Origin of the sequence: Streptomyces sp. NBC_01013 (genome assembly GCF_045162765.1) — a bacterium.
Taxonomy (GTDB): Bacteria; Actinomycetota; Actinomycetes; order Streptomycetales; family Streptomycetaceae; genus Streptomyces.
This window is the reverse complement of record NZ_CP108687.1, coordinates 3,981,034-4,002,929: the sequence shown is the minus strand read 5'-3', so window position 1 is coordinate 4,002,929 and position 21,896 is coordinate 3,981,034. Positions and strand designations below refer to the sequence as shown.

Sequence of the window (21,896 nt, the reverse complement as noted above, 5' to 3'; positions counted from 1 at the left end):
CGACCCCGATAACCTCGTATGTGTGTCGTCCCTTGCGCTGTACCGCCGCTACCGCCCCGAGTCGTTCGCCGAGGTCATCGGTCAGGAGCATGTCACTGACCCGCTGCAGCAGGCCCTGCGGAACAACCGGGTCAATCACGCGTACCTGTTCAGCGGTCCGCGCGGCTGCGGCAAGACGACCAGCGCGCGCATCCTCGCCCGCTGCCTGAACTGCGAGCAGGGGCCCACACCCACGCCCTGCGGGGTGTGCCAGTCCTGCCAGGACCTCGCGCGCAACGGACCGGGATCGATCGACGTGATCGAGATCGACGCCGCCTCGCACGGTGGCGTGGACGATGCCCGTGATCTGCGGGAGAAGGCGTTCTTCGGGCCCGCGTCGAGTCGTTACAAGATCTACATCATCGACGAGGCGCACATGGTCACCTCGGCGGGGTTCAACGCCTTGCTGAAGGTGGTCGAGGAGCCGCCGGAGCACCTCAAGTTCATCTTCGCCACCACCGAGCCCGAGAAGGTCATCGGCACCATCCGGTCGCGTACCCACCACTACCCCTTCAGGCTCGTGCCGCCCGGGACGCTGCGCGAGTACCTCGCTGAGGTATGCGCCAAGGAGAACAGCCACGTCGAGGACGGGGTCTTCCCGCTCGTCGTGCGAGCCGGTGCGGGATCCGTCCGTGACTCGATGTCGGTCATGGACCAGCTGCTGGCCGGTGCGGCCGACGACGGTGTGACGTATGCCATGGCGACGTCCCTGCTCGGCTATACGGACGGTTCCCTGCTCGACTCGATCGTGGACGCCTTCGCAGCGGGCGACGGGGCCGCCGCCTTCGAGGTCGTGGACCGGGTGATCGAGGGCGGCAACGACCCGCGCCGATTCGTGGCCGACCTGCTGGAACGGCTGCGTGACCTGGTGATCCTGGCCGCCGTGCCCGACGCGGGCGAGAAGGGCCTCATCGACGCACCGGCCGATGTCGTCGAGCGGATGCAGGCCCAGGCGTCCGTCTTCGGCGCCGCTGAGCTGAGCCGCGCCGCCGACCTGGTCAACGAGGGACTCACGGAAATGCGCGGGGCGACCTCGCCGCGCCTTCAGGTTGAGCTGATCTGCGCCCGGGTGCTGCTGCCCGGGGCCTTCGACGATGAGCGCTCACTCCAGGCCAGGCTGGACCGCCTGGAGCGGGGCGCGTCCTTTGCCACCACCGGGCCGGGGCCCTCGATGGGGTACGTCCCAGGGCCCGAGGTGCTGGCCCATGCCCCGGCCGCGCCACAGGCCGCCGCCCCCACGCCGCCCCCCTTCGCGCAGCCGGATGCCGGATCGGGCCCCGCCGCCGCGCGTGCGGCGGCACGCGGGGACGCGCCCCCGGCCCCGCCTGCTCCCGTGCAGGCGGCCCCGGCCTCAGCCGCCGCCCCCGTGCAGCCCTCACCCGCCGAGGCCCCTGCGGAAGGGCAGCGGCCCGGTGCCTGGCCCGCTGCCGCCGCGCCCGAGCAGGGACGGCGGCCCGGAGGCTGGCCGACCGCCTCCACCCCGGGCCAGGCCCCCGCGCCCCAGGCTGCTGCCGCCCCCACTCCTGCCCCCGCCCCCGCTGCGGTCCCCGTTGCCGCCGAGCCCGCTCCGGGATCGGCACAGGGCGCCGCGCAGGTGCGCAACATGTGGCCCGACATCCTGGAGGCGGTCAAGGGCCGCCGCCGGTTCACATGGATCCTCCTCAGCCAGAACGCCCAGGTCACGGGCTTCGACGGAGCCACCCTGCAGATCGGTTTCCTCAACGCCGGCGCCCGCGACAACTTCGCGAGCAGCGGCAGCGAGGAGGTGCTGAAGCAGGCACTGGCCGAGCGGTTCAACGCGCAGTGGAAGATCGAGGCGATCGTCGACCCGTCGGGCGGTGCCGGGCAGCCACCGCAGGTCGGCGGCGGCCGCCCCTCCGCCTCCGCACCGCCCGTGCCGCAGCGCCCCGCGGCCCCCGCGCCCCAGTCGTACGAGCCCCGGCCCGCCCCCGAGCGGCAGCACCCGAGTGGCTCCGCCCCGGAGCCCGCGCCCCCGTCGTACTCCGCCCCCGAACCGCCCCGGTCGGTCGCCCCCGAGGACGACACCCCCGAGGCCGATGACCCCGACCTCGTGGATTCGGCCCTGTCCGGCCACGACCTGATCGTCCGCGAACTGGGCGCCACGGTCGTCGAGGAATTCACCAACGAGTAGGGCGCTCGACAGGGCCCTTCCATGAGCGGCCCCGGCCCGGCCCGCCCGGTGCCCGCAGTGTCCACGGAGCGGCTTCCGTCAAGGGAGCCGCGCCCCGGCGGCTAGGCTGCACCCCGTGAAGGTCCTCGTCATCGGCGGCGGCGCCCGCGAACACGCCCTGTGCCGCTCTCTCTCCCTCGACCCCGACGTCACCGCTCTTTACTGCGCTCCCGGCAATGCCGGCATCGCGGAGGTGGCCGAACTGCACCCGGTCGACGCCCTCGACGGCGCTGCCGTCGCGCGCCTCGCCACTGAGCTGGGCGCCGAGCTGGTGGTCGTCGGCCCGGAGGCGCCGCTTGTCGCCGGGGTCGCCGACTCCGTGCGCGCAGCCGGCATCCCCTGCTTCGGGCCGTCCGGAGAAGCAGCCCAGCTGGAGGGCTCCAAGGCCTTCGCCAAGGACGTGATGGCCGGCGCGGGCGTTCCGACAGCCCGTAGCTACGTCTGCACCACGCCCGCGGAGATCGACACCGCCCTCGACGCGTTCGGTGCCCCCTACGTCGTCAAGGACGACGGTCTCGCCGCGGGCAAGGGCGTCGTCGTCACCGACGACATCGAGGCGGCCCGCGCCCACGCGCTGGCCTGCGACCGCGTGGTCATCGAGGAGTTCCTCGATGGTCCCGAGGTGAGCCTCTTCGCGATCACCGACGGCAACACCGTGCTGCCGCTCCAGCCCGCCCAGGACTTCAAGCGGGCCCTCGACAACGACGAGGGCCCGAACACCGGCGGCATGGGCGCCTACTCCCCTCTGCCGTGGGCCGACCCGAAGCTGGTCGACGAGGTCATGCAGTCGGTCCTCCAGCCGACCGTGGACGAGCTCCGCCGCCGCGGTACGCCCTTCTCCGGGCTGCTGTACGCGGGTCTCGCGATCACCTCGCGCGGCGTACGGGTCATCGAGTTCAACGCCCGGTTCGGCGACCCTGAGACCCAGGTGGTCCTGGCCCGGCTGAAGACCCCGCTGGCCGGTGTCCTGCTGGGCTCCGCCAACGGAACCCTGGATGAGCTGCCCCCGTTGAAGTGGCGCGACGACGCTGCCGTCACCGTGGTCATCGCCTCCCACAACTACCCGGACACCCCGCGGACGGGCGATCCGATCGAGGGGCTCGACGAGGTCGCCGCACAGGATGCGCCGCACGCCTACGTTCTGCACGCCGGGACCCGGCAGGACGGCGACGCGGTCGTCAGCGCGGGCGGCCGGGTGCTCTCCGTGACCGCGACCGCCAAGGACCTCGCGGGCGCCCGCGAGCGCGCCTACGCTGCGGCGGCCCGCATCCGGCTCGACGGCTCCCAGCTCCGTACGGACATCGCCAAGAAGGCCGCGGAGGCCTGAGCCGGAACGGTCTGCGACCTGAGCCGTACAGGTCTGCGACCTGAGCCGTAACGGTCCGCGGCCTGAGCCCTACCGGTCCGCGAAAGCTCCACGAAGTCCGGGGAATCCGGAGCCGGACGGCTTCCGCGAGAGGCCCGCGGAAGCCGGAGCCGTACCGCCTCGACCGCCACCGACGCGCCGCTGCCCCATGGACAGCGGCGCGTCAGCACCTTTACCCAAAGCCATTCCATCGAGTGACGGCTGAGCCATCCGGATGACGTCCGCCGAAGCCCCAACTAGGGTGCGGCGCAAGCGTTCCGGCACTTGGCCCACCGGCATTGCGATGTCAGTGACGGGTGCCACAGTGGGGGAGTGAGCAACACCGCCGTGGGGGCAGAGGGGGTGACGTCCGGCCGTGTCCGGTACCGGTACAGGTGAGGAGTTGGGTGCGCAGGCAGCGCGCGCCCGAGCTCTCGTGCTGCTGCGCATCCGCAGCAGGGCAACGGCCGTGGCACTGCTACCGGCCGCATTGGCCGTCGTGCTGTTCGCCGCAGGCGCGCAGGGCTTCGCCCGGGGCAGCAGCTGGGACGTGGTGCGCTGGGCCGTGACGGCCTGCGCTGTCGTGGTCCTGCTCGTCGCCGCGGCCGTCGCGATCGCCGTCGTACGGGCGAAGCCGGCGGTCAGCCCGACTGTCCCGCTCACCGAGGCTGCGGCACCCGATCTCTACCGGCTGGTCCGTGATCTGGCGGAGCGGCTCGGAGTGCCCGCCCCCTCGTCCATAGCGCTCACGCCCGACTGCGACAGCTGGCTGGAGGACCGTACCCACCCGGCTGCGGAGCGGCCGCCCCACAAGGCTGCGCGCCAGGCCCCGAGCGGCTCGGCGGCTGGCCCGGGCCGCCGGGCGGGACGCGGTCGCCGGGTTCAGGCGGCCCCCGTGCTGGTGATCGGCTCTCCGTTCCTCTGGTGGATGCGGGTCGCAGAGCTGCGGGCGGTGCTCGCCCCGGTGGTGGCCGGCACCGGCCCCTCCGCCCACCCCGACATAGCCGCGGCCCGGCGTTTCGTACGGGGACTCGACGGCGCGGTCGCCGATGCGGCGGCGCCCGTCCAGGGGCCGCTGCGCAAGGTCCTGCGGCTGCCGGGTCGCTTCGTCGGCAGGATCGCCCGACTGCTGCTGCGCAGCTGCCGCGACCACGCCGCCGAGATGGAGCGGGGAGTCGCAACCGCCGCGTCGACGCGCGCACAGGAAGTGGACTACGGGCTGCGGGTCGTCGCCCAGGAACAGGTCGGTCTCGCCTACGCGGGCTGGGACCGGCTGCTGACCCGCGTCGCGCTTCCCGCCTGGCGGATGGGGCGCTGGCCCTCCCGGCTGGACGCGGGCGTCGTCTCCGCCCTCACCGAGCTCTCCCGGCGCGACCGGCTTGCCGAGGGGTTCACCACCCGGCTCGGTGAGCGTCCTGCCTGCGACCTCCTGGAAGAGCCGGGGGCAGCCGACGAGGCGGCGTCCCTGCTGGCCGCACGGCTTTTCCACGGCGGCCCCGCAGAGACCGGCCCCGACTGGGCCCCCGTGGACTGGCAGCAGTATCCGGAAGAGGTCGTCGACCGGAAGTGGCGCTCCGAGGCGGCCCGGCTGCACCGCGTCCTGGACACCATGGGCGTACCCCCGGCCTCCGGCTCCGATTCCGTCACCGCCTGCGCCGGGGTGCCCACCCTGGCGCGCGTCGTCGAGCACCTGACATCGGACCAGGGCGGCGGCGATGAGCTCGCGGCCGGGATCAGCGCAGCTGTGGCCCGGGAGGAGGCGCAAGCCCCTCAGCCGGCCGGCGGCGGCGCAGGAGGCGCGGGCAGCGACGTGCTGGACCTCTGGGGGCCCGATCCGCTCCCGCTCCTGCCGCTCCAGCCGCCCCGTACCGGGACCGAGCTGCTCGCGGACCATGTCGCGGCGATGGTCTGCTGCGCCGCCGTCGACACGGCGGGCGCGGTGCCCGGACTGGACTGGCTCGACGGCCCCGCGCTGCTGGTCGACGGTGAACGGCGGGCCGACCTCGGCAGCCCCGTCCTCAGTCTTGTCGAGGACGGTGACGCCGGGCCCCTGCGGTCCTGGCTCGACTCGGTAGGTGTCCGTACCGACAAACCCGTCCGCCTCGTCTGAAACAGGCCTGGACGGACGGCCGTTCGCAGCGACCGTTCCCGATCCCCGGAACGGCAGGTTCCGTTCACGTCAATTCGCGACGAACGGTGACGGAGTGCATGCGTTATGTGATGTGCTGGGGACCGGCGCTGACAGTCGGCGCACCACTGTTGTTCCGGGGGTCTGAGGGAGGGGTGTGCCATGGGGGCGGAGCAGATTCGTCGTTGGGAGTCGGGTGCCCTCGCGCACGCTGTCACCGATCCGTTCGGTCAGGGCCCCCTTCCCTGGCTGCGCGGGAGTGAGAACTACATCGACGACACGGGTCAGGTCGTGCCCTGGTACGCCGATCCCACCCTGCCCCGCGGTTCCACCGGCGGGGGCACGCGTACCGCAGACGACGTCCGCCGCCAGATCAAGGGGTTCATCTCCACCGGTGCCGCCGCCCCGGGTGAGGCCATCGACTTCCACATCACCGTGGACCCGCCCCAGCAGTTCTCCGTGGACATCTACCGGATCGGCCACTACGGGGGTGACGGCGCCGCCAAGATCACCACGAGCCCAAGACTCTCCGGGATCGTCCAGCCGCCCCCCCTCACCGCCGACCGCACGGTCTCCTGCCACCACTGGTGGCAGTCCTGGCGGCTGCAGATCCCCACGTACTGGTCGATCGGCGCGTACGTCGCCGTGCTCACCACGGTCGACGGATACCGCTCCCACATTCCGTTCACGGTCCGCGACGACCACCCGGCCGACCTGCTGCTGGTGCTTCCCGACATCACGTGGCAGGCGTACAACCTCTACCCCGAGGACGGCGTGACCGGCGCCAGTCTCTATCACGCCTGGGACGCACAGGGCCGGCTCCTGGGGGAGGAGGACGCGGCAGTCACCGTCTCCTTCGACCGCCCCTACGCGGGCGCGGGGCTGCCGCTCCACGTCGGTCATGCCTACGACTTCATCCGCTGGGCCGAGCGGTACGGATACGACATCGCCTACGCCGACACCCGCGATCTGCACGCGGGCCGGATCGACCCGACCCGCTATCGGGGCCTGGTCTTCCCCGGCCACGACGAGTACTGGTCGGTGCCCATGCGCCGCACCGCCGAGTTGGCCCGCGACAACGGCACGTCCCTCGTCTTCCTCTCCGCCAACACCATGTACTGGCAAGTCAGCCTCGGGCCCTCGCCGTCAGGCGTCCCGGACCGGCTGCTCAGCTGCCGAAAGCGCCGGGGCCCCGGCAAGCCCGCGCTCTGGCGCGAACTCGACCGCCCCGAGCAGCAACTGCTCGGCATCCAGTACGCAGGCCGGGTCCCCGACCCCCACCCCCTGGTCGTGCGGAACGCGCAGCACTGGCTCTGGGACGCGACCGGCGCAGTCGAGGGGGACGAGATCGACGGCCTGGTCGCGGGTGAGGCCGACCGCTACTTCCCGCGTACCACGCTCCCCGAGCACGACAACCGCATCCTGCTCGCGCACTCCCCGTACCAGGACAGCGACGGCGTGACCCGCCACCAGGAGACGTCCCTGTACCGGGCCCCGTCGGGCGCGCTCGTCTTCGCCTCCGGCACCTTCGCCTGGTCCCCGGCCCTGGACCGCCCCGGCCATGTGGACCCACGCATCCAGCGGGCGACCGCCAACCTCCTCGACCGCATCTGCAAGCGCGCCTGAGCCTCGCGACCGCCCCTCCTGCTTCGGGTAGCGCATCCGCACCCCCTCCGCAGTCGTTCGCATGCGGATACGGGACAATCGGAACAGCTCCTGGATCAACCTACGCGGAGGCAGCGTGTCCGGATTTGTAGAAAAGCCCGAGCCCGTGCAGGTTCCGGGGCTCACCCACCTGCACACGGGCAAGGTGCGCGACCTGTACCGGAACGAGGCGGGCGACCTCGTCATGGTCGCCAGCGACCGGATGTCCGCGTACGACTGGGTCCTGCCCACAGAGATTCCCGACAAGGGACGCGTCCTGACCCGCCTCTCGCTGTGGTGGTTCGACCAGCTCGCCGATCTCGTGCCGAACCACGTCCTGTCCACGGAGCTGCCCGCCGGCGCCCCGGCGGACTGGGCCGGCCGCACGACGATCTGCAAGTCGCTGCGCATGGTGCCGGTCGAGTGCGTCGCCCGCGGCTATCTGACCGGCTCCGGTCTGGTCGAGTACAACGCGTCCCGCACCGTCTGCGGCCTCGCCCTTCCCGAGGGTCTCGTCGACGGCTCCGAGCTGCCGGCGCCGATCTTCACCCCCGCCACCAAGGCAGCCGTCGGTGACCACGACGAGAACGTGAGCTACGAGGAAGTGGTCCACCAGGTCGGTGCCGAGACTGCCGCACAGCTACGCCGTACGACCCTGGACGTATACAGCCGTGCCCGTGACATCGCGCGCGAGCGCGGGATCATCCTGGCGGACACGAAGTTCGAGTTCGGCTTCGCGCCCACCGCCGACGGGGGAGAGGAACTGATCATCGCGGATGAGGTACTCACCCCGGACTCCTCCCGCTTCTGGCCGGCCGCTGCCTGGGAGCCGGGCCGCGCCCAGCCCTCGTACGACAAGCAGTTCGTGCGCGACTGGCTGACCTCGCCGGCCTCCGGCTGGGACCGCAAGAGTGAGCAGCCGCCGCCGGCGCTGCCCCAGGAGATCGTGGACGCGACCCGGGCCAAGTACCTCGAGGCGTACGAACTCCTCACCGGCACGCCCTGGAACTAGCTTGACTCTGTCGGGGATCTTGAAGGTGCCGGTCAGGTTCCCAGGGTTCGCCAGGACTTCGGCCGGGGTATCTCGCGCTGGTCGAGGTAGCGCTGGAAGGCAGTCGGTCGGCGGGACGTCGGTGTTTCTTCGGCCGGTGGCAGTCCGCTGAGGCGCTCGATGTTGACGGCAATGGCTGTCAGAACGTGCTGGATGTGGGCCTTTCCCTGTCCTCGGTAGCGGCAGCGCCGTATTCCGTGTCCGTGGGCGAACTCGTTGAGTGTGCCCTCCACTCCCGAGCGGACCGCTAGCGGGTCTTCCACTCGGGCGTCTGTTGCTCCGCGCGGACGCGAAGTTGCAGGTCATGGAGTTCTTGCGGGGGAAAGCCCACGGTTCGGGCACTGTCCGCGGTGGAGGTGCACTGAGTGCGGGCGGGGCAGGGACGGCACTGACTCTTGGTGAATCTGGCCACGATCAGCGGGGCCGCGGTGGGTGACGAGGTCGGGTAAGGGCCGTGCCAGCCCGCACTGACCTGGCCCTGGGGACACGTGACCTGCTGACGGTCGTAGTCGATGTGGAAGTCGTCCCGGGCGAAGCCCTCGTTCTGCCGGTGTTGGCGGGTGGGGTTGCTCCGCAGCGGTCCGGAGACGGTGACCTGGTGTTCAGGGGTGGCTTGTTCCAGGTGGGGCAGGGACGTGTAGCCGGCGTCGACCAGGTGCTCGGCGGGCAGCAGCCCGCGCCGCGCCAGACGGGTGTGGATGCCGGGCAGGACCTGACTCGTGGGTGGTGGCCGCGGTGGTGGCCACATCCGTGATCACGTTGAAGCCGTCGGGAGCGCACGTCTCGGTCAGATGAGCGGCAAACCCCTTCCAGCTGATGATGTGCCCGTGTCTCGCGTGGCGGGCCGAGGTGTCGTACGGCGAGACGATTGCCCGGGACGAGGGCGGGAGCCCGGGGCCGCCTTCCTTCTCGGCGGTGCGCCAGCGCCAGCCGGCCTGCCTGGTCACGGTGGTAGTTCTGCACCATGATCTGGCGCAGAGCCTGGATGCGAGGGCCGGACGTGCGGCCTGTTTCGTGCTGGTAGATGTGTTCCAGGAGCCGGACAGCATCGTTCCCGGTGGTCAGGATCCTGGTCGTGGGCTTGGTGGGGTTCTTTCCCAGGCGGACCGGCCGACCGTAGCGGCGGCCCCACTCCTCATCGACCAGCCCGTCCAGCAGGTGAGGGGACACACCAGCGACTTCTTCGAGTGCGGCGCGGACCGCCGCGGTGACCAGCTCCAGACGGGTCAGGTCACGCACCGCGGCCAGGACGTGGGTGGAGTCGGTGCGCTTGCGTACCAGGCCGGCCTCCTTGAGACGGGCCAGCATGAGGTCGAGGAGTCGGTCAGCCCGGTCGCCTTCGGCGAGACGGTCGCGGAAGTCGGCCAGCACGCTGTGATGGAATCCGGGATCGTCCAGCTCCATCGCCATGGCGTACTTGAAGTCGATGCGACAGCGGACTGCCTCGGCGGCCTGCCGGTCCGACAGGCCGAGCAGGAACTGCAGCACACAGACGGTGGCCAGTTGAGCGGGCGAGAGCCCCGGGCGCCCATCCCGTGGGTACCAGTGGGCGAAGTCCTCGTCGCACCACAGCCCATCGAGGCGGTCGCGAACCCATATCGCCGTCGTACCGTCCGGATTGCTCGCCCGCGCGATCTGCGCGGTCAGAGAAGGGACTTGCTCACCGGAATGGGGGCGAAGGGACAACGGGCACCTCAACAGCTGCATCGGTCGGCGGAACTACCCGAGCATGCCCGTTGATCATGCTGCTGCACCGAGGAATTCCAAGATCCCCGACAGAGTCAAGCTAGGGCCTCTCGTCTGGACCATGCGGCTCGCGGGGCCCGGCACCCACACCTGCGGTGTTGTCGTCGCCCCCGTGCCCCGCAGTGGTTCCGGGTCCTCCGCCTTGCACCTGCACCCACCGGGCCCCGCTCCCTGATCCGGCCTGATCCCAACGAAAGGCCTCGCCCTTCGTCCGGATCATGCCGGGCTCGCGGGCTGATCCAGGCGAAAGGCCCCAGGGCCGCACACGAAGAAGCCCCCGACCGAATGGCCGGGGGCTTCTTGCTGAACCGAGCGGACGACCAGGTTCGAACTGGCGACCTCAACCTTGGCAAGGTTGCGCTCTACCAACTGAGCTACGTCCGCAAGCGCCGAAGCGCGAGAACTACTATACCCATCCCCGCTCCCGTGCGAGACGCACTGCGGCATGACGGTTGTCCGCCCCGAGCTTCGCGGTCGCTGCCGAGAGGTAGTTGCGCACCGTTCCCTGTGACAGGGAAGCCCGCTCCGCGATCTCGGCGACCGGCGCCCCGTCGCCCGCCAGCTCAAGGACCTGGGCCTCGCGCCCGGTCAGCGGTGAATCCCCCGCTGCGATGGCGTCTGCCGCCAACTCCGGGTCCACATAGCGGTTTCCGCCGTGCACGGTACGGATGATCTCGGCCAGTCGGCGGGCACTTACGGTCTTCGGGACGAACGCCCGCACGCCTGCCGCGAGGGCGCGCTTGAGGTGCCCTGGGAGGCCATGACTCGTCACGATCATGGTTCGGCAGCCAGGCAGTTCGGACCGTATCGATATGGCGACGCTCACACCGTCCGCCCCCGGCATCTCCAGATCCAGCACCGCCACATCGGGGTGGTGCGCCCGGGCCATGGCGAGCGCCTCGGGGCCGGTCGCGGCCTCCGCGACCACCATGAGGTCGTCCTCCAATGCGAGCAGGGCGGCGAGTGCGCCCCGGATCAGGTGCTCGTCGTCGGCGAGCAGCACCCGTACCGCGGTCATCGTCGTTCCTCCAGAAGGGCCATACGCGACATGTCACCGGAAGGCGCGTGCGGGGCGTCAGGGGACTCCGCGCGCGCCAGCGGAATGCGCGCGCTGAGCCGGAACAGACCGTCCTTCGCCGGACCCGCCTCCAGCACGCCGTCGAGCACTCCGAGCCGTTCGCGTAGTCCGGCCAGCCCGGAACCGGTCCCCTCCGGGGCCGTGGTGGACGCCCCGTCGTTCTCCACGCTCAGCACCACCGTGTCCGCCGAGACGTCGAGCCGGATCGTGCAGCGGCCCGGATCGCCGTGCCTCAGCACATTGGTCGCGGCCTCGCGCACCACCCAGCCGAGGGCCGACTGGATGGGGCCGGGCAGCCCGGTACCGTCGCCGCCCGTGACCGCGCATTCGATACCGGCCGCCCTCAACACTCCTTGGGCCCCGGCCAGTTCCGTGGTCAGGTCGGCCTCCCGGTAACCCCGCACGACATCGCGTACCTCCTGTTGCGAAGCGCGGGCTATCCGCTGAACCTCGACCATCTGGTCCAGTGCCTCGGGCCTGCCGCGCTGTGCGAGCTCAACCGCCAGTTCGCTCTTCAGCGCGATCACCGCGAGGTTGCGGCCCAGCACATCGTGCATGTCCCGCCCGAACCTCAGCCGTTCCTCGGCGACGGCAAGCCGGGCTTGTACGTCCCGGGCCTCCTCGGCCTGCCACATCACGCTGAGGCTCCAGGCGCTGGGCCGCACCGAGATCAGGACCAGCACGAACCCGAAGAGCGTGGTCGGCACGACGCCGGCCAAGGTCCCTCCCCGCACTCCTGCCGCGGCGAGGGCGGCGGTGGTCAGCGCGGTGAGGACGAGCGACTCGATCACAAACGTGCGGAGAGGAACCAGGAGCACCCGCGTGATCACGAACGCCATCGGCGCGTTCAGGCTCATGAGGAGCAGTCCAGGGCCCGCGACACCGTCCACCGCGGCCAGGGACGCCAGCAGGCCCACTCCGAGCAGCAGCAGGGCCAACGGCGCGAGCGTTCGCCGACCGGGAAAGACGGAGATGCCCAGGTAGTGCGCATACGACCGCTGCACATTGCGGTTGCTCAGCAGGCACTGCGCGAGGCTCACGAGAAGCAGAAGCGAGCCCAGTACCAGCGGGAGCGGTTCATGGCGGATGTCGGACTTGAAGGGTGCCAGTTGCCACGAGAGGGTGAAGAGCCAGGGGATCGAGGAGATGGTCACCCGCGAATAGAGATCGATCCGCTCAAGCTTGCTGCGCTCCTGCCAGCTGCGGCGCCAGCCCCGTACGTGCATCAACGCGCCACAACCTCTCTCAGCGTCGGGGATCCCAGCGGAACCACCGCTGCACAGCAAACACCGCGAGCGCTGCCCAGACCAGTCCGGTCAACGCTGCGCCGAGCAGGTCAGTGCCCTCGTTGACGCCCAGCCAGCCCGACCGTACGAGCGTCATCACGCCGGTCAGTGGCAGGAACTCGCAGGCTGACGCGAGCGGGTCGGGAAAGATTTCGAGCGGAACGAAGAGTCCGGAGCCCATCATCGAGACGAGGAACAGTGGCAGCGTAGTGAGCTGGGCCGTCTGCACGGTGCGCGTCACTATGGAGGTGACCGCGGCCAGCAGCGTCAACAGCGCAACGGCCAGCAGCAGCCCTGCAAGGAGGAGTTCGGGCCGACGTGGAGCAGTGATGCCGAAGAAGGCCGCACCGGTCGAAATGATCAGCGCGGACTGCGCGAGGGCCAGAGCTGCTGAGGGCAGCGCGGTCCCGGTCAGGATCTCGCCGTCGCTGACCTCGCCGGTACGCAGTCGCTTGAGGACCAGGTCCTCGCGCCGCGCCACATAGGCGGCGACCATGTTCATGTAGACGGCCTGGATCAGGACCGTTCCAATGCCGCCGGTGAGCGCGGCCGCCGCCACGGTCAGCCCCGTCCCGCCGAGGTCCACCTTCTCGAGCGATGACTTCATCGCCATGATCATGGCCGAGGGGACCAGTAGTGCGACGACGACAGCCGTGCGGTTGCGGGCGAGCAGGGTCATCTCGGCCCGGCCGAGGGCCAGCATCCTGCCGCGGGCCGTTGTCATGGTCCGGATCGCTGCGGCCGGTGCTGTGGTTGTTGCGGTCGTCATGACACGGTCACCTCTTCGGTCTCTGCGGCGGACTTCGCTATATCGAGAAATGCCTCTTCGAGTGAGGCTGACCGGGCGTCGAGCCCGGTCAGGGCAACATCCGACTCCGCTGCCCAGCCCAGCAGTTCGGTCAGCGACTCCTGCAGCCGGTGGGTACGGATCTCGACCCGCCGACCCTCGGCCGCGGCGTGCAGACTGAGCGGCAGCCGAGCCGGTGCGATTCCGGCGGGCAGCTCGAAGCGGATCCTGGCCGGCCGCGCGGCCGTCACCTCGGCGGTACTGCCCGTGGTCACGACCCGGCCCCGGTGCATGATCGCCAGTCGGTCGGCGAGAGCCTCGGCCTCTTCCAGATAGTGCGTGGTCAGCAGCACGGTGATGCCGTCCTCCTTGAGCTCCCGCACCAGTTCCCAGGTGGCGCGCCGCCCTTCTGCGTCGAGGCCGGTGGTCGGTTCGTCGAGGAAGAGCACCTCGGGCCGGCCGAGGAGGGCGAGCGCCAGGTCGAGCCGTCGCCGCTCGCCGCCGGAGAGTTGCTTGACCCGGACCCCGGCCCGGTGGCCGAGCCCCACCAGCTCCAGCGCCTCGGTGATCGGCCGGGCACCGCTGGTGCAGCCCGCCCACATACGCACGGTCTCGGCGGCGGTCAGGTCGGACGGGAAGCCGCCCTCCTGAAGCATCACCCCGATGCGCGGCCGGACTGCGGCCCGATCGGCGTACGGGTCGTGGCCGAGCACCTGTATCGCGCCGCTGTCGGGCCGGGCCAGCCCCTCCAGGAGTTCGACGGTGGATGTCTTGCCGGCGCCGTTCGTCCCGAGCAGAGCGAACAGCTCGCCACGCGCTACGGAAAATGAGACGCCGGTCACGGCCTCGAAGCCGCCCGCATAACTGCGACGGACGCTGTCCACCTCGATCACGCAGTCACGGGAAATCTCGTCGCTGGTCATGGACTCAAGGTTGGCCCCCGGACGGGACCAGGAGCAGTGCGAGCTGTCACCGCTGCCCATGACAAACGTCATGGGTGAGGCGAGTGGAGGTGGGGAGAAATATGTCCATGAAGCGAATACGACGAAGGCCCCGGTCGAAATCGACCAGGGCCTTCTATCAAGAGCGGACGACCAGGTTCGAACTGGCGACCTCAACCTTGGCAAGGTTGCGCTCTACCAACTGAGCTACGTCCGCATTGCAGCCACTCGGCTTTCACCGGTGGAGCGAGCACTACTCTACCTGATCCACCGGAGTGGTTGAGGAGAGCGATGCAGAGCGGGTGACAGGAATTGCACACTGCGCCTTCCCCCTGGAAGGGGGATGTTCTACTACTGAACTACACCCGCACGCTGCGCGAGGTTTGGCTTTTCGGCCTTGCCCCTCGGCGTGCTCCAGACTCTAGCCGACCTGCAGGGGTGTCGCGCAAGTCGGCTCCCGCGGGGTGTCGTCCGGGCGGCCGGTGGCGAGGGGTCCGACACCCGCCCACCTGTCGGCCGGCAGCGCCCGCCCGGTCAACTGGCTTCCTGGAACGCCTCGTAGACCTTCTTGGGGATCCGGCCCCTGGCCGGCACCTCCATCCGGTGCGAGCGTGCCCAGGCGCGGACGGCCGCCGGGTCGGGCGCGAGCGAGGTGTGCCGGTACGAGACGGGAACCTTGCCGTGCTTGCCTGCATTTGTCTGCTTGCGGCCGGCTGCCACGTAGGGCGCCAGGGCCTTGCGCAGTTTCTTTGCATTGGACGGATTGAGGTCGATCTCGTACGACTTCCCGTCCAGGGCGAAGGTGACCGTTTCCGCCGCTGCTCCCCCGTCGATGTCGTCGGAGAGCGTGACCACTACGCGCTGAGCCACGGATATCGGTCCTTTCCTACGGCATCCACGCCTGACGTGCGCGGATGCCGGCCTTCCGGCTGTGAGCGCGGATGCGGGCCGACCGGTGTCGGCCGTTTAGGGGCAATGTTGCTTTCCCTGGTAATCATTTGTACAGCGACGGGGGCCGCATTGTGAAGCCCACCCAATTACCTGCGCGTGTCAACCTGCTTTGTGTGCTGCTGGTGGGGATTTTTTTGCAGGATTTTTCGCACCTGTTGTCGCGGCCGATATCTCGGCGTGATCTGGGTCGCCCGATATCTACCCGCGTAGAATTTCTGGCCAGGTACGCTGAGTGGACCCGCGGGGGTCTGGGGAACCCCCCGGAGAAACAGCCGCACCACACCACCACACCGGGAGTGCCAGTGGCACGCGTCGTAGTCGACGTCATGCTCAAGCCCGAGATTCTCGACCCGCAGGGACAGGCTGTGCAGCGTGCGCTGCCCCGTCTCGGCTTCGAGGGAATCGCGGACGTACGTCAGGGAAAGCGTTTCGAGCTGGAGGTCGAGGGGCCGGTCGATGACGCCGCCCTCACCCGTATTCACGAGATGGCCGAGACGTTCCTCGCCAACACCGTGATCGAGGACTTCACCGTGAAGGTGGAGAAGGCCGAGGAGTCGAAGTGACTGCTCGTATCGGAGTCGTCACCTTTCCGGGCACGCTCGACGACCAGGACAGCCTTCGGGCCGTGCGGGTCGCAGGCGCCGAACCCGTATCGCTGTGGCACCGCGACAAGGACCTGCACCAGGTCGACGCGGTCATCCTCGCGGGCGGTTTCTCCTACGGCGACTATCTGCGGGCCGGATCCATCTCCCGCTTCTCGCCGGTCATGGAGACGGTGATCGAGCAGGCGAAGGCGGGCATGCCGGTTCTCGGTATCTGCAACGGCTTCCAGATCCTGACCGAGGCGCACCTGCTGCCCGGCGCGATGCTGCGCAACAACCACCTGCACTTCATCTGCCGCGACCAGAAGCTCCGCGTGGAGAACGCGGAGACGTCCTGGACCTCGGACTACTCCGCGGGCCAGGAAATCTCCGTACCGCTCAAGAACATGGACGGCCGCTACACCGCCGACGAGCACACGCTCGACGAGCTGGAGGCCGAGGGCCGCGTCGCGTTCCGCTACGTGGACGTCAACCCGAACGGTTCCCTGCGCGACATCGCCGGCATCTCCAATGCCGCGGGCAACGTCGTCGGCCTGATGCCGCACCCGGAGCACGCTGTCGAGCCGCTGATCGGCACCGGTCGTACCGACGGCCTCGGTTTCTTCACCTCGATCATCAAGAAGCTGGTCAACGCATGAGCCTGGACACGGTCAAGCACGCGGCCGAAACCCCGGACACCGCGCAGCCCTGGAAGGAGCTCGGCCTCAAGGAGGACGAGTACGCCCGGGTCCGCGAGATCCTGGGCCGCCGCCCCACCGGCGCCGAGCTCGCCATGTACTCCGTGATGTGGTCCGAGCACTGCTCCTACAAGAGCAGCAAGGTGCACCTCAAGCAGTTCGGTGAGAAGGTCCCCGACAACGACGCGATGCTCGTCGGCATCGGCGAGAACGCTGGTGTGGTCGACGTCGGTCAGGGTTACGCGGTCACCTTCAAGGTCGAGTCGCACAACCACCCCTCGTACATCGAGCCCTACCAGGGCGCGGCAACCGGCGTCGGCGGCATCGTCCGCGACATCCTCGCCATGGGTGCCCGCCCGGTCGCCGTCGTCGACCCGTTGCGCTTCGGTGCGGCCGACCACCCCGACACCAAGCGTGTGCTCCCGGGTGTCGTCGCGGGCATCGGCGGCTACGGCAACTGCCTGGGCCTGCCGAACATCGGCGGCGAGGTCGTATTCGACGCCTGCTACCAGGGCAACCCGCTCGTCAACGCGGGCTGCATCGGTGTGATGAAGCACGAGGACATCCACCTCGCCCAGGCCTCCGGGCCCGGCAACAAGGTCATCCTGTACGGCGCCCGTACAGGAGGCGACGGCATCGGCGGCGTCTCGGTGCTGGCCTCGGAGACCTTCGAGTCGACCGGTCCGGCCAAGCGCCCGGCGGTACAGGTCGGCGACCCGTTCCAGGAGAAGCTCCTCATCGAGTGCACCCTGGAGATCTTCAAGGAGAAGCTCGTCGCGGGTATCCAGGACCTCGGCGGCGCCGGGCTCTCCTGTGCCACCTCCGAGCTGGCTTCCGCGGGCTCGGGCGGTATGCGCGTCGAGCTGGACACCGTGCCGCTCCGTGACTCCTCGCTCTCGCCCGAAGAGATCCTCATGAGCGAGTCGCAGGAGCGCATGTGCGCGATCGTCGAGCCGCAGCACGTGGACCGCTTCCTGGAGATCTGCGAGAAGTGGGACGTCATCGCCACCGTGATCGGTGAGGTGACCGAGGGTTCCCAGCTGGAGATCTTCTGGCACGGCGAGCAGATCGTGGACGTGCCGCCGCGGTCCGTCGCCCACGAGGGCCCGACCTATCACCGCCCGTTCGCCCGCCCGTCATGGCAGGACGCGCTGCAGGCCGACGACGCCGGCAAGCTGGCCCGTCCGGCCAACGGCGCCGAGCTGCGCGAGCAGGTGCTGGCGCTGGTCTCTTCGCCGAACCAGGCCTCGAAGTCCTGGATCACGGACCAGTACGACCGGTTCGTGCAGGGCAACACCGTGCTTGCGATGCCGGAGGACGCCGGCATGGTCCGCATCGACGAGGAGTCCAACCTCGGTGTCGCCATGGCCACCGACGGAAACGGCCGGTACGCGAAGCTCGACCCGTACACCGGTGCGCAGCTCGCGCTGGCGGAGTCGTACCGCAACGTCGCCGCTTCCGGCGCCAAGCCGCTCGCCATCTCGGACTGCCTGAACTTCGGTTCGCCCGAGGACCCGGACGTCATGTGGCAGTTCGCCGAGGCCACGCGTGGCCTGGCGGACGGCTGCCTCGAACTGGGCACCCCGGTGACGGGCGGCAACGTGTCGCTGTACAACCAGACCGGTGACACAGCGATCCACCCGACGCCGGTCGTGGCCGTGCTCGGCGTGATCGACGACGTCACGCGTCGTACGCCGGTCGCCTTCAAGGAAGAGGGCCAGCTCCTCTACCTGCTCGGCGACACCCACGAGGAGTTCGGCGGCTCGGCCTGGTCCGAGGTCATCCACAACCACCTCGGCGGCATGCCGCCCAAGGTCGACCTGGGCCGCGAGAAGCTGCTCGGCGAGATCCTCATCTCGGCGTCCCGCGACGGCATGATCGACGCGGCGCACGACCTGTCCGACGGGGGCCTGATCCAGGCGGTCACCGAGTCCTGCCTGCGCGGCGGGAAGGGTGCCCGGCTGGTCGTTCCGGACGGACTGGACGCGTTCACGTTCCTGTTCTCCGAGTCGGCGGGACGCGCGATCGTCTCGATCCCGCGCAGCGAGGAACTCCGCTTCAACGACATGTGCGGGGCGCGAGGCCTGCCCGTGACCCGGATCGGTGTCGTGGACGGCGAGGAGATCGAGGTGCAGGGCGAGTTCAGCATTCCGCTGAGCGAGCTGCGTACGGCGCACGAGGGGACGATCCCCGCGTTGCTCGCGTAGCTCGACGGGCGCATCCGTCACCCTTCGCGCAAGCCCCCGCCCGGTTCGACCGGGCGGGGGCTTGCGCGTGCAGGGGTGGTGCGGCGGCACGAAGCGCCGCGTGTTGGTTTCGCATGGCCTCTTGACGGGGATTACGTAATTACGTAATCCTTGATTATGGAACTGGAGGAGCGGGTCTCGGAGCTGGAGCGGCGACTTGAGGCCCTTGTGGGCGAGCGACCTCTCACCCCGCCTCCGGCGGCTGCCGATTTCTGGGCGCTGGAGGGTTTGAAGCAGCAGCTCGCGGGGGCGGAGGCGGCTGACGGCGGGGTGTTGTACACGGGCGCGGTACGGCTGCCGACGGGCGAGCGGTACGAGTGGCAGTACGGCGCGCTGACGGAGCAGCTGCTGGCCCCGGGCGACCCAGGTGAGGCGAACGTGCGGAGCGAGGCGGACGGCCCCGCACCTGCGGGTGCCGACTGGGCGGATACCGCCGAAGCGCTTGCCGCGCTCGGTCACCCGGTGAGGCTGCGGCTGCTCCGGGAGATCCTTCGCGGCAGGCGCACGGCCGCAGAACTCGCGGCTCTCGACGAGACCGGGACGACGGGGCAGATCTATCACCATCTGCGTCAGCTGACCGGTGCGGGCTGGCTGCAAATGAAGGGGCGGGGGAGATATGAGGTTCCTCCTGCCCGCGTGGTGCCGCTACTGGTGGTCCTCACAGCTGCGAAGCCCTGAGTCGCGCCATACGCAGAAATCCGGCGTTCGAACCGAGAGATGAACCGAGAGGCGAACCGAGGAACGAACCGAAGGAATCGAAAGGCGGCCCCAACGGCGAACCAAGAAACGAGCCGAGAGGCGATCCGACGACGAGACCGGCTACCAGGGGGAAGTCATGTCTGTCCGTAAAACCGTCATGGTGCTGTACCGGGTCTGCTGGGTCATCTTCTTCGTGATGGTGGTCCTCAGCCTCTTCGCCCGCCCGTTGTTCCCCTACTGGCTGACCTGGGTACCCGCGGCGGCCGCGATTGCGCTCGCTCTGGCGGCGGGCCGTAAGGCCCGCTCGGCAGCCGCGGACCCACGACCTGCAGTGGAGGTCGGGCTGCCCGTGACAGGGCGGTGGGTCGCGCTGAACAGTCCGGCGGACAAGGTGCCCAGCCACGGGATACACGGCTACGGGCAGACGTACGCGATCGACATAGTGGCCGAGCCCGAGCCCGAGCCCGAGCCCGAGCCCGAGCCCGAGCCCGAGCATGAGCCGAAGGGTGCGGGAGGTCGCTCCCGTCCGAAGTTCCGCCGTGTGTGGCCGGTCGCCCGCCGCAACCGCCACTTCCCGGCCTTCGGGGCCCCGTTGCTTGCGGTGGCCGATGGAACAGTCGTGTACGCAGCGGATGGCAAACGCGACCACCTCAGCCGTAATTCCTTGCCGGCGTTGATCTATCTGATGTTGGTCGAGGCGTCCGTGCGGGACGTACTCGGTCCGGGGAGCATCGTCGGGAACCACCTCGTGCTCGATCTGGGAGACGGCACGTATGCCATGTACGCCCATCTGCGGCGGGGTTCACTCCAGGTGCACGCGGGGGAGACCGTCCGGGCAGGACAACAGTTGGCCCAGTGCGGCAACTCGGGGAATTCCACCGAACCCCATGTGCACTTCCAGTTGATGGACGACCCGGACCTCGACGTGGCGATCGGGATTCCCTTCACCTGGCGGGGGATAGGTGTGCCTGCCAGCGGGGAGGCGTTCACAGCCGGGGGGCAGGCGGGCGGCCCTCACGCTCCGGATTCGAGCGTGGCTCAGGCCCTCTGAGTTCTGCCAGGCCCGAGGAGCCGGATGGCCAGGACCAGGGCCAGGACCATTGCGGTGGTTGCGCAGCCGAAGCCCATGAAGGGGAGGAAATGAAGGCGCTCACGGCCTGTTGGTATGCGTGCTGGTGAGCCGGTTGATGTCGCTGGTCGTCCCACCGGCTCCCCGAGCTGCGTACACCATGCTGAGCAGAGTTCCGAGAACGGAAGCGCCGAGGGTGGTGTCGAGCGTCTGGAAGAAGCGGACTCCGGCGTGGCGAAGCCCAGTTATCCCTACAGCGGGAGCGCGGCGGGCGCGGCGAGTTGATAGGCGGCGATCAACCAGGGGCCCGCTCGCCCCCCCTGTGCCGGATCGCGGTCGCGGACGATGGGCGCAGTTGCCGAGCGCGCGATGTTCGAGTTGAGCCCGGACAGCAGGATCGTGATGATGCAGGGCGCGATGCCGACGGTATGGCCGGGGCCGGGGCCGAGCCCGGGGCCGGCTCCGGGCATTGATGCAGGCGCAGGAGCGGATGTGGCTGCAGGCGTTGCCGCTGACATGGCTGAGGCGTTGCGGCAGAGTTGTGGCAGACACTGCTGGGCGCGTGGCTTTCGCGTTGTGCTTCGGGTGCCGTGCTGGTTGTGCCTTCGGGCGCGGCGAAACTCGCATTCGGCGTCGTGCTGCGATGGCCACACCACTCCTTCTCATTAATGTGTACCAAGTAAATATTTAGGCTTGGAATAAATTTCATCCTGGTACAGTGATGGCATGAGTGAGGGCATGGGCCTGCGTGAGCGTAAGAAGATCCAGACGCGACGCCGCCTGCTGGCCGAGGCCGCAAGGCTTTTCGGCGAACGCGGATTTGATCAGGTCTCAGTGGCGGAAATCGCTGAAGCAGCCGACGTGTCGAAGATGACGGTCTTCAACTACTTCGACAGCAAAGAGGACTTGGTCCTCGCTCCCATGGCCGAGCACATCGGGGACGTTGCCCAGGTAGTGCGGGACCGGGCCCGCGGTGAGTCCGCAGTAGCCGGCATGCGCCGCCAGTTCCTCGCCGCGATCGAGCGCCGGGATCCCGCTGTGGGGATGAGCGATTCACCGGTGGCGCTGGGGCTTCTCCAACTGATTCAGCAGACCCCGGCCCTGCTCACTCGGACCTACGCGTTCTTCGCCCGCACTGACGAGCTGCTCATCGACGTCCTGGTCGAGGAGGGTGAGGAGCCGGCCGTCGCGCGCATCGTGGCGGCCCAGCTGATCGGTACGCGCAACACCCTGATCGCCGAGAATCATCGGCGGCTGTTGGCCGGTGATTCCGCCGACGCCATTGCCTCGGATGCCGTTCTTCTCGCAGAGCGGGCGTTCGGCCTGCTCGAGAAGGGGCTGGGCGACTTCGCGACCCGGCCCTGACCCGCGCGCCCAGGCAGGTGCTGCAGGTGCTGCAGGTGCTGGATGTGCTGG

At 69.4% G+C, this 21,896-nt stretch carries 18 protein-coding genes, 3 tRNA genes and 1 pseudogene; 11 read left to right on the top strand and 11 right to left on the bottom strand.

Annotated elements, in window-relative coordinates:
- Nucleotides 1–22: 22 nt before the first annotated feature.
- The 5 genes from OG538_RS17270 to OG538_RS17250 all read left to right on the top strand — a co-directional run bounded on the left by OG538_RS17270 (nt 23) and on the right by OG538_RS17250 (nt 8,359).
- Nucleotides 23–2,191 carry a DNA polymerase III subunit gamma and tau gene (locus tag OG538_RS17270; RefSeq protein WP_406094557.1) on the top strand — a complete coding sequence of 723 codons (2,169 nt, stop codon included), beginning with the start codon at nt 23–25 and terminating at the stop codon, nt 2,189–2,191.
- Between the two features lie 115 nt (nt 2,192–2,306).
- A complete protein-coding gene (gene purD / locus OG538_RS17265; protein WP_406094555.1) occupies nt 2,307–3,557 on the top strand; it encodes a phosphoribosylamine--glycine ligase in 1,251 nt (416 codons plus the stop codon).
- Nucleotides 3,558–3,951: 394 nt separating this feature from the next.
- Nucleotides 3,952–5,685: a hypothetical protein gene (locus OG538_RS17260; RefSeq protein WP_406094553.1), complete on the top strand. Its 1,734-nt coding sequence runs from the start codon at nt 3,952–3,954 to the stop codon at nt 5,683–5,685.
- Between the two features lie 180 nt (nt 5,686–5,865).
- Complete coding sequence (locus OG538_RS17255; protein WP_406094551.1) at nt 5,866–7,329, top strand: N,N-dimethylformamidase beta subunit family domain-containing protein; 1,464 nt, start codon at nt 5,866–5,868, stop codon at nt 7,327–7,329.
- A 115-nt stretch (nt 7,330–7,444) separates the two neighbouring features.
- Nucleotides 7,445–8,359, top strand: coding sequence for a phosphoribosylaminoimidazolesuccinocarboxamide synthase (locus tag OG538_RS17250; RefSeq protein ID WP_406094549.1), 915 nt, complete (start codon nt 7,445–7,447; stop codon nt 8,357–8,359).
- 32 nt (nt 8,360–8,391) lie between these two features.
- Here the strand turns inward: OG538_RS17250 and OG538_RS17245 are convergent, their stop codons facing one another.
- The 11 genes and pseudogenes from OG538_RS17245 to OG538_RS17195 form a co-directional block, all read right to left on the bottom strand.
- Nucleotides 8,392–8,631 carry a transposase gene (locus OG538_RS17245; protein WP_406100183.1) on the bottom strand — a complete coding sequence of 80 codons (240 nt, stop codon included), beginning with the start codon at nt 8,629–8,631 and terminating at the stop codon, nt 8,392–8,394.
- A 14-nt stretch (nt 8,632–8,645) separates the two neighbouring features.
- A complete protein-coding gene (locus OG538_RS17240) occupies nt 8,646–9,146 on the bottom strand; it encodes a transposase (RefSeq protein WP_406094547.1) in 501 nt (166 codons plus the stop codon).
- Between the two features lie 623 nt (nt 9,147–9,769).
- Nucleotides 9,770–10,105 (bottom strand): annotated as a pseudogene (locus OG538_RS17235) (transposase); the annotation flags it as partial.
- Nucleotides 10,106–10,455: 350 nt separating this feature from the next.
- Nucleotides 10,456–10,528, bottom strand: a tRNA-Gly gene (locus OG538_RS17230).
- 22 nt (nt 10,529–10,550) lie between these two features.
- Complete coding sequence (locus tag OG538_RS17225; protein ID WP_406094545.1) at nt 10,551–11,162, bottom strand: response regulator; 612 nt, start codon at nt 11,160–11,162, stop codon at nt 10,551–10,553.
- Nucleotides 11,159–12,448 (bottom strand): sensor histidine kinase, encoded by a 1,290-nt coding sequence (locus OG538_RS17220; RefSeq protein ID WP_406094543.1) that lies wholly within the window; start codon nt 12,446–12,448, stop codon nt 11,159–11,161. Before OG538_RS17220 ends, OG538_RS17225 begins: the two co-directional genes overlap by 4 nt.
- Before the next feature lie 19 nt (nt 12,449–12,467).
- Nucleotides 12,468–13,277, bottom strand: coding sequence for an ABC transporter permease (locus OG538_RS17215; protein WP_406094541.1), 810 nt, complete (start codon nt 13,275–13,277; stop codon nt 12,468–12,470).
- Entirely contained in the window at nt 13,274–14,218 is a 945-nt protein-coding gene (locus tag OG538_RS17210) for an ABC transporter ATP-binding protein (protein WP_406094539.1), read from the bottom strand. Before OG538_RS17210 ends, OG538_RS17215 begins: the two co-directional genes overlap by 4 nt.
- Nucleotides 14,219–14,380: 162 nt before the next feature.
- A tRNA-Gly gene (locus OG538_RS17205) sits at nt 14,381–14,453 on the bottom strand.
- An 80-nt stretch (nt 14,454–14,533) separates the two neighbouring features.
- A tRNA-Gly gene (locus OG538_RS17200) sits at nt 14,534–14,605 on the bottom strand.
- 165 nt (nt 14,606–14,770) lie between these two features.
- Nucleotides 14,771–15,106, bottom strand: coding sequence for an Lsr2 family protein (locus OG538_RS17195; protein ID WP_219568703.1), 336 nt, complete (start codon nt 15,104–15,106; stop codon nt 14,771–14,773).
- A gap of 383 nt (nt 15,107–15,489) precedes the next feature.
- Here OG538_RS17195 and purS point away from each other — a divergent pair, with 383 nt between their 5' ends.
- The 6 genes from purS to OG538_RS17165 all read left to right on the top strand — a co-directional run bounded on the left by purS (nt 15,490) and on the right by OG538_RS17165 (nt 21,845).
- Nucleotides 15,490–15,750, top strand: a complete 261-nt coding sequence (purS, locus tag OG538_RS17190) for a phosphoribosylformylglycinamidine synthase subunit PurS (protein WP_030929711.1) — start codon at nt 15,490–15,492, stop codon at nt 15,748–15,750.
- The gene (purQ, locus tag OG538_RS17185; protein WP_406094537.1) at nt 15,747–16,427 is read left to right on the top strand and encodes a phosphoribosylformylglycinamidine synthase subunit PurQ; all 681 of its coding nucleotides are present in this window, start codon (nt 15,747–15,749) and stop codon (nt 16,425–16,427) included. The genes purS and purQ overlap by 4 nt, the downstream gene beginning before the upstream one ends.
- Nucleotides 16,424–18,673 carry a phosphoribosylformylglycinamidine synthase subunit PurL gene (purL, locus tag OG538_RS17180; RefSeq protein WP_406094535.1) on the top strand — a complete coding sequence of 750 codons (2,250 nt, stop codon included), beginning with the start codon at nt 16,424–16,426 and terminating at the stop codon, nt 18,671–18,673. The genes purQ and purL overlap by 4 nt, the downstream gene beginning before the upstream one ends.
- A 156-nt stretch (nt 18,674–18,829) precedes the next feature.
- The gene (locus OG538_RS17175) at nt 18,830–19,390 is read left to right on the top strand and encodes a helix-turn-helix domain-containing protein (protein ID WP_406094533.1); all 561 of its coding nucleotides are present in this window, start codon (nt 18,830–18,832) and stop codon (nt 19,388–19,390) included.
- A gap of 157 nt (nt 19,391–19,547) precedes the next feature.
- Entirely contained in the window at nt 19,548–20,462 is a 915-nt protein-coding gene (locus tag OG538_RS17170) for a M23 family metallopeptidase (protein ID WP_406094531.1), read from the top strand.
- Between the two features lie 744 nt (nt 20,463–21,206).
- The gene (locus OG538_RS17165) at nt 21,207–21,845 is read left to right on the top strand and encodes a TetR/AcrR family transcriptional regulator (protein ID WP_406094529.1); all 639 of its coding nucleotides are present in this window, start codon (nt 21,207–21,209) and stop codon (nt 21,843–21,845) included.
- Nucleotides 21,846–21,896: the final 51 nt, after the last annotated feature.

Excerpts from the sequence above, each read along its gene's own strand:
- OG538_RS17255 (WP_406094551.1), top strand. The coding sequence starts at position 5,866 with ATGGGGGCGGAGCAGATTCGTCGTTGGGAGTCGGGTGCCCTCGCGCAC.
- OG538_RS17240 (WP_406094547.1), bottom strand. The coding sequence starts at position 9,146 with ATGTGGCCACCACCGCGGCCACCACCCACGAGTCAGGTCCTGCCCGGC.
- OG538_RS17225 (WP_406094545.1), bottom strand. The coding sequence starts at position 11,162 with ATGACCGCGGTACGGGTGCTGCTCGCCGACGACGAGCACCTGATCCGG.
- OG538_RS17220 (WP_406094543.1), bottom strand. The coding sequence starts at position 12,448 with ATGCACGTACGGGGCTGGCGCCGCAGCTGGCAGGAGCGCAGCAAGCTT.
- OG538_RS17215 (WP_406094541.1), bottom strand. The coding sequence starts at position 13,277 with ATGACGACCGCAACAACCACAGCACCGGCCGCAGCGATCCGGACCATG.
- OG538_RS17210 (WP_406094539.1), bottom strand. The coding sequence starts at position 14,218 with ATGACCAGCGACGAGATTTCCCGTGACTGCGTGATCGAGGTGGACAGC.
- purL (WP_406094535.1), top strand. The coding sequence starts at position 16,424 with ATGAGCCTGGACACGGTCAAGCACGCGGCCGAAACCCCGGACACCGCG.
- OG538_RS17175 (WP_406094533.1), top strand. The coding sequence starts at position 18,830 with ATGGAACTGGAGGAGCGGGTCTCGGAGCTGGAGCGGCGACTTGAGGCC.
- OG538_RS17170 (WP_406094531.1), top strand. The coding sequence starts at position 19,548 with ATGTCTGTCCGTAAAACCGTCATGGTGCTGTACCGGGTCTGCTGGGTC.
- OG538_RS17165 (WP_406094529.1), top strand. The coding sequence starts at position 21,207 with ATGAGTGAGGGCATGGGCCTGCGTGAGCGTAAGAAGATCCAGACGCGA.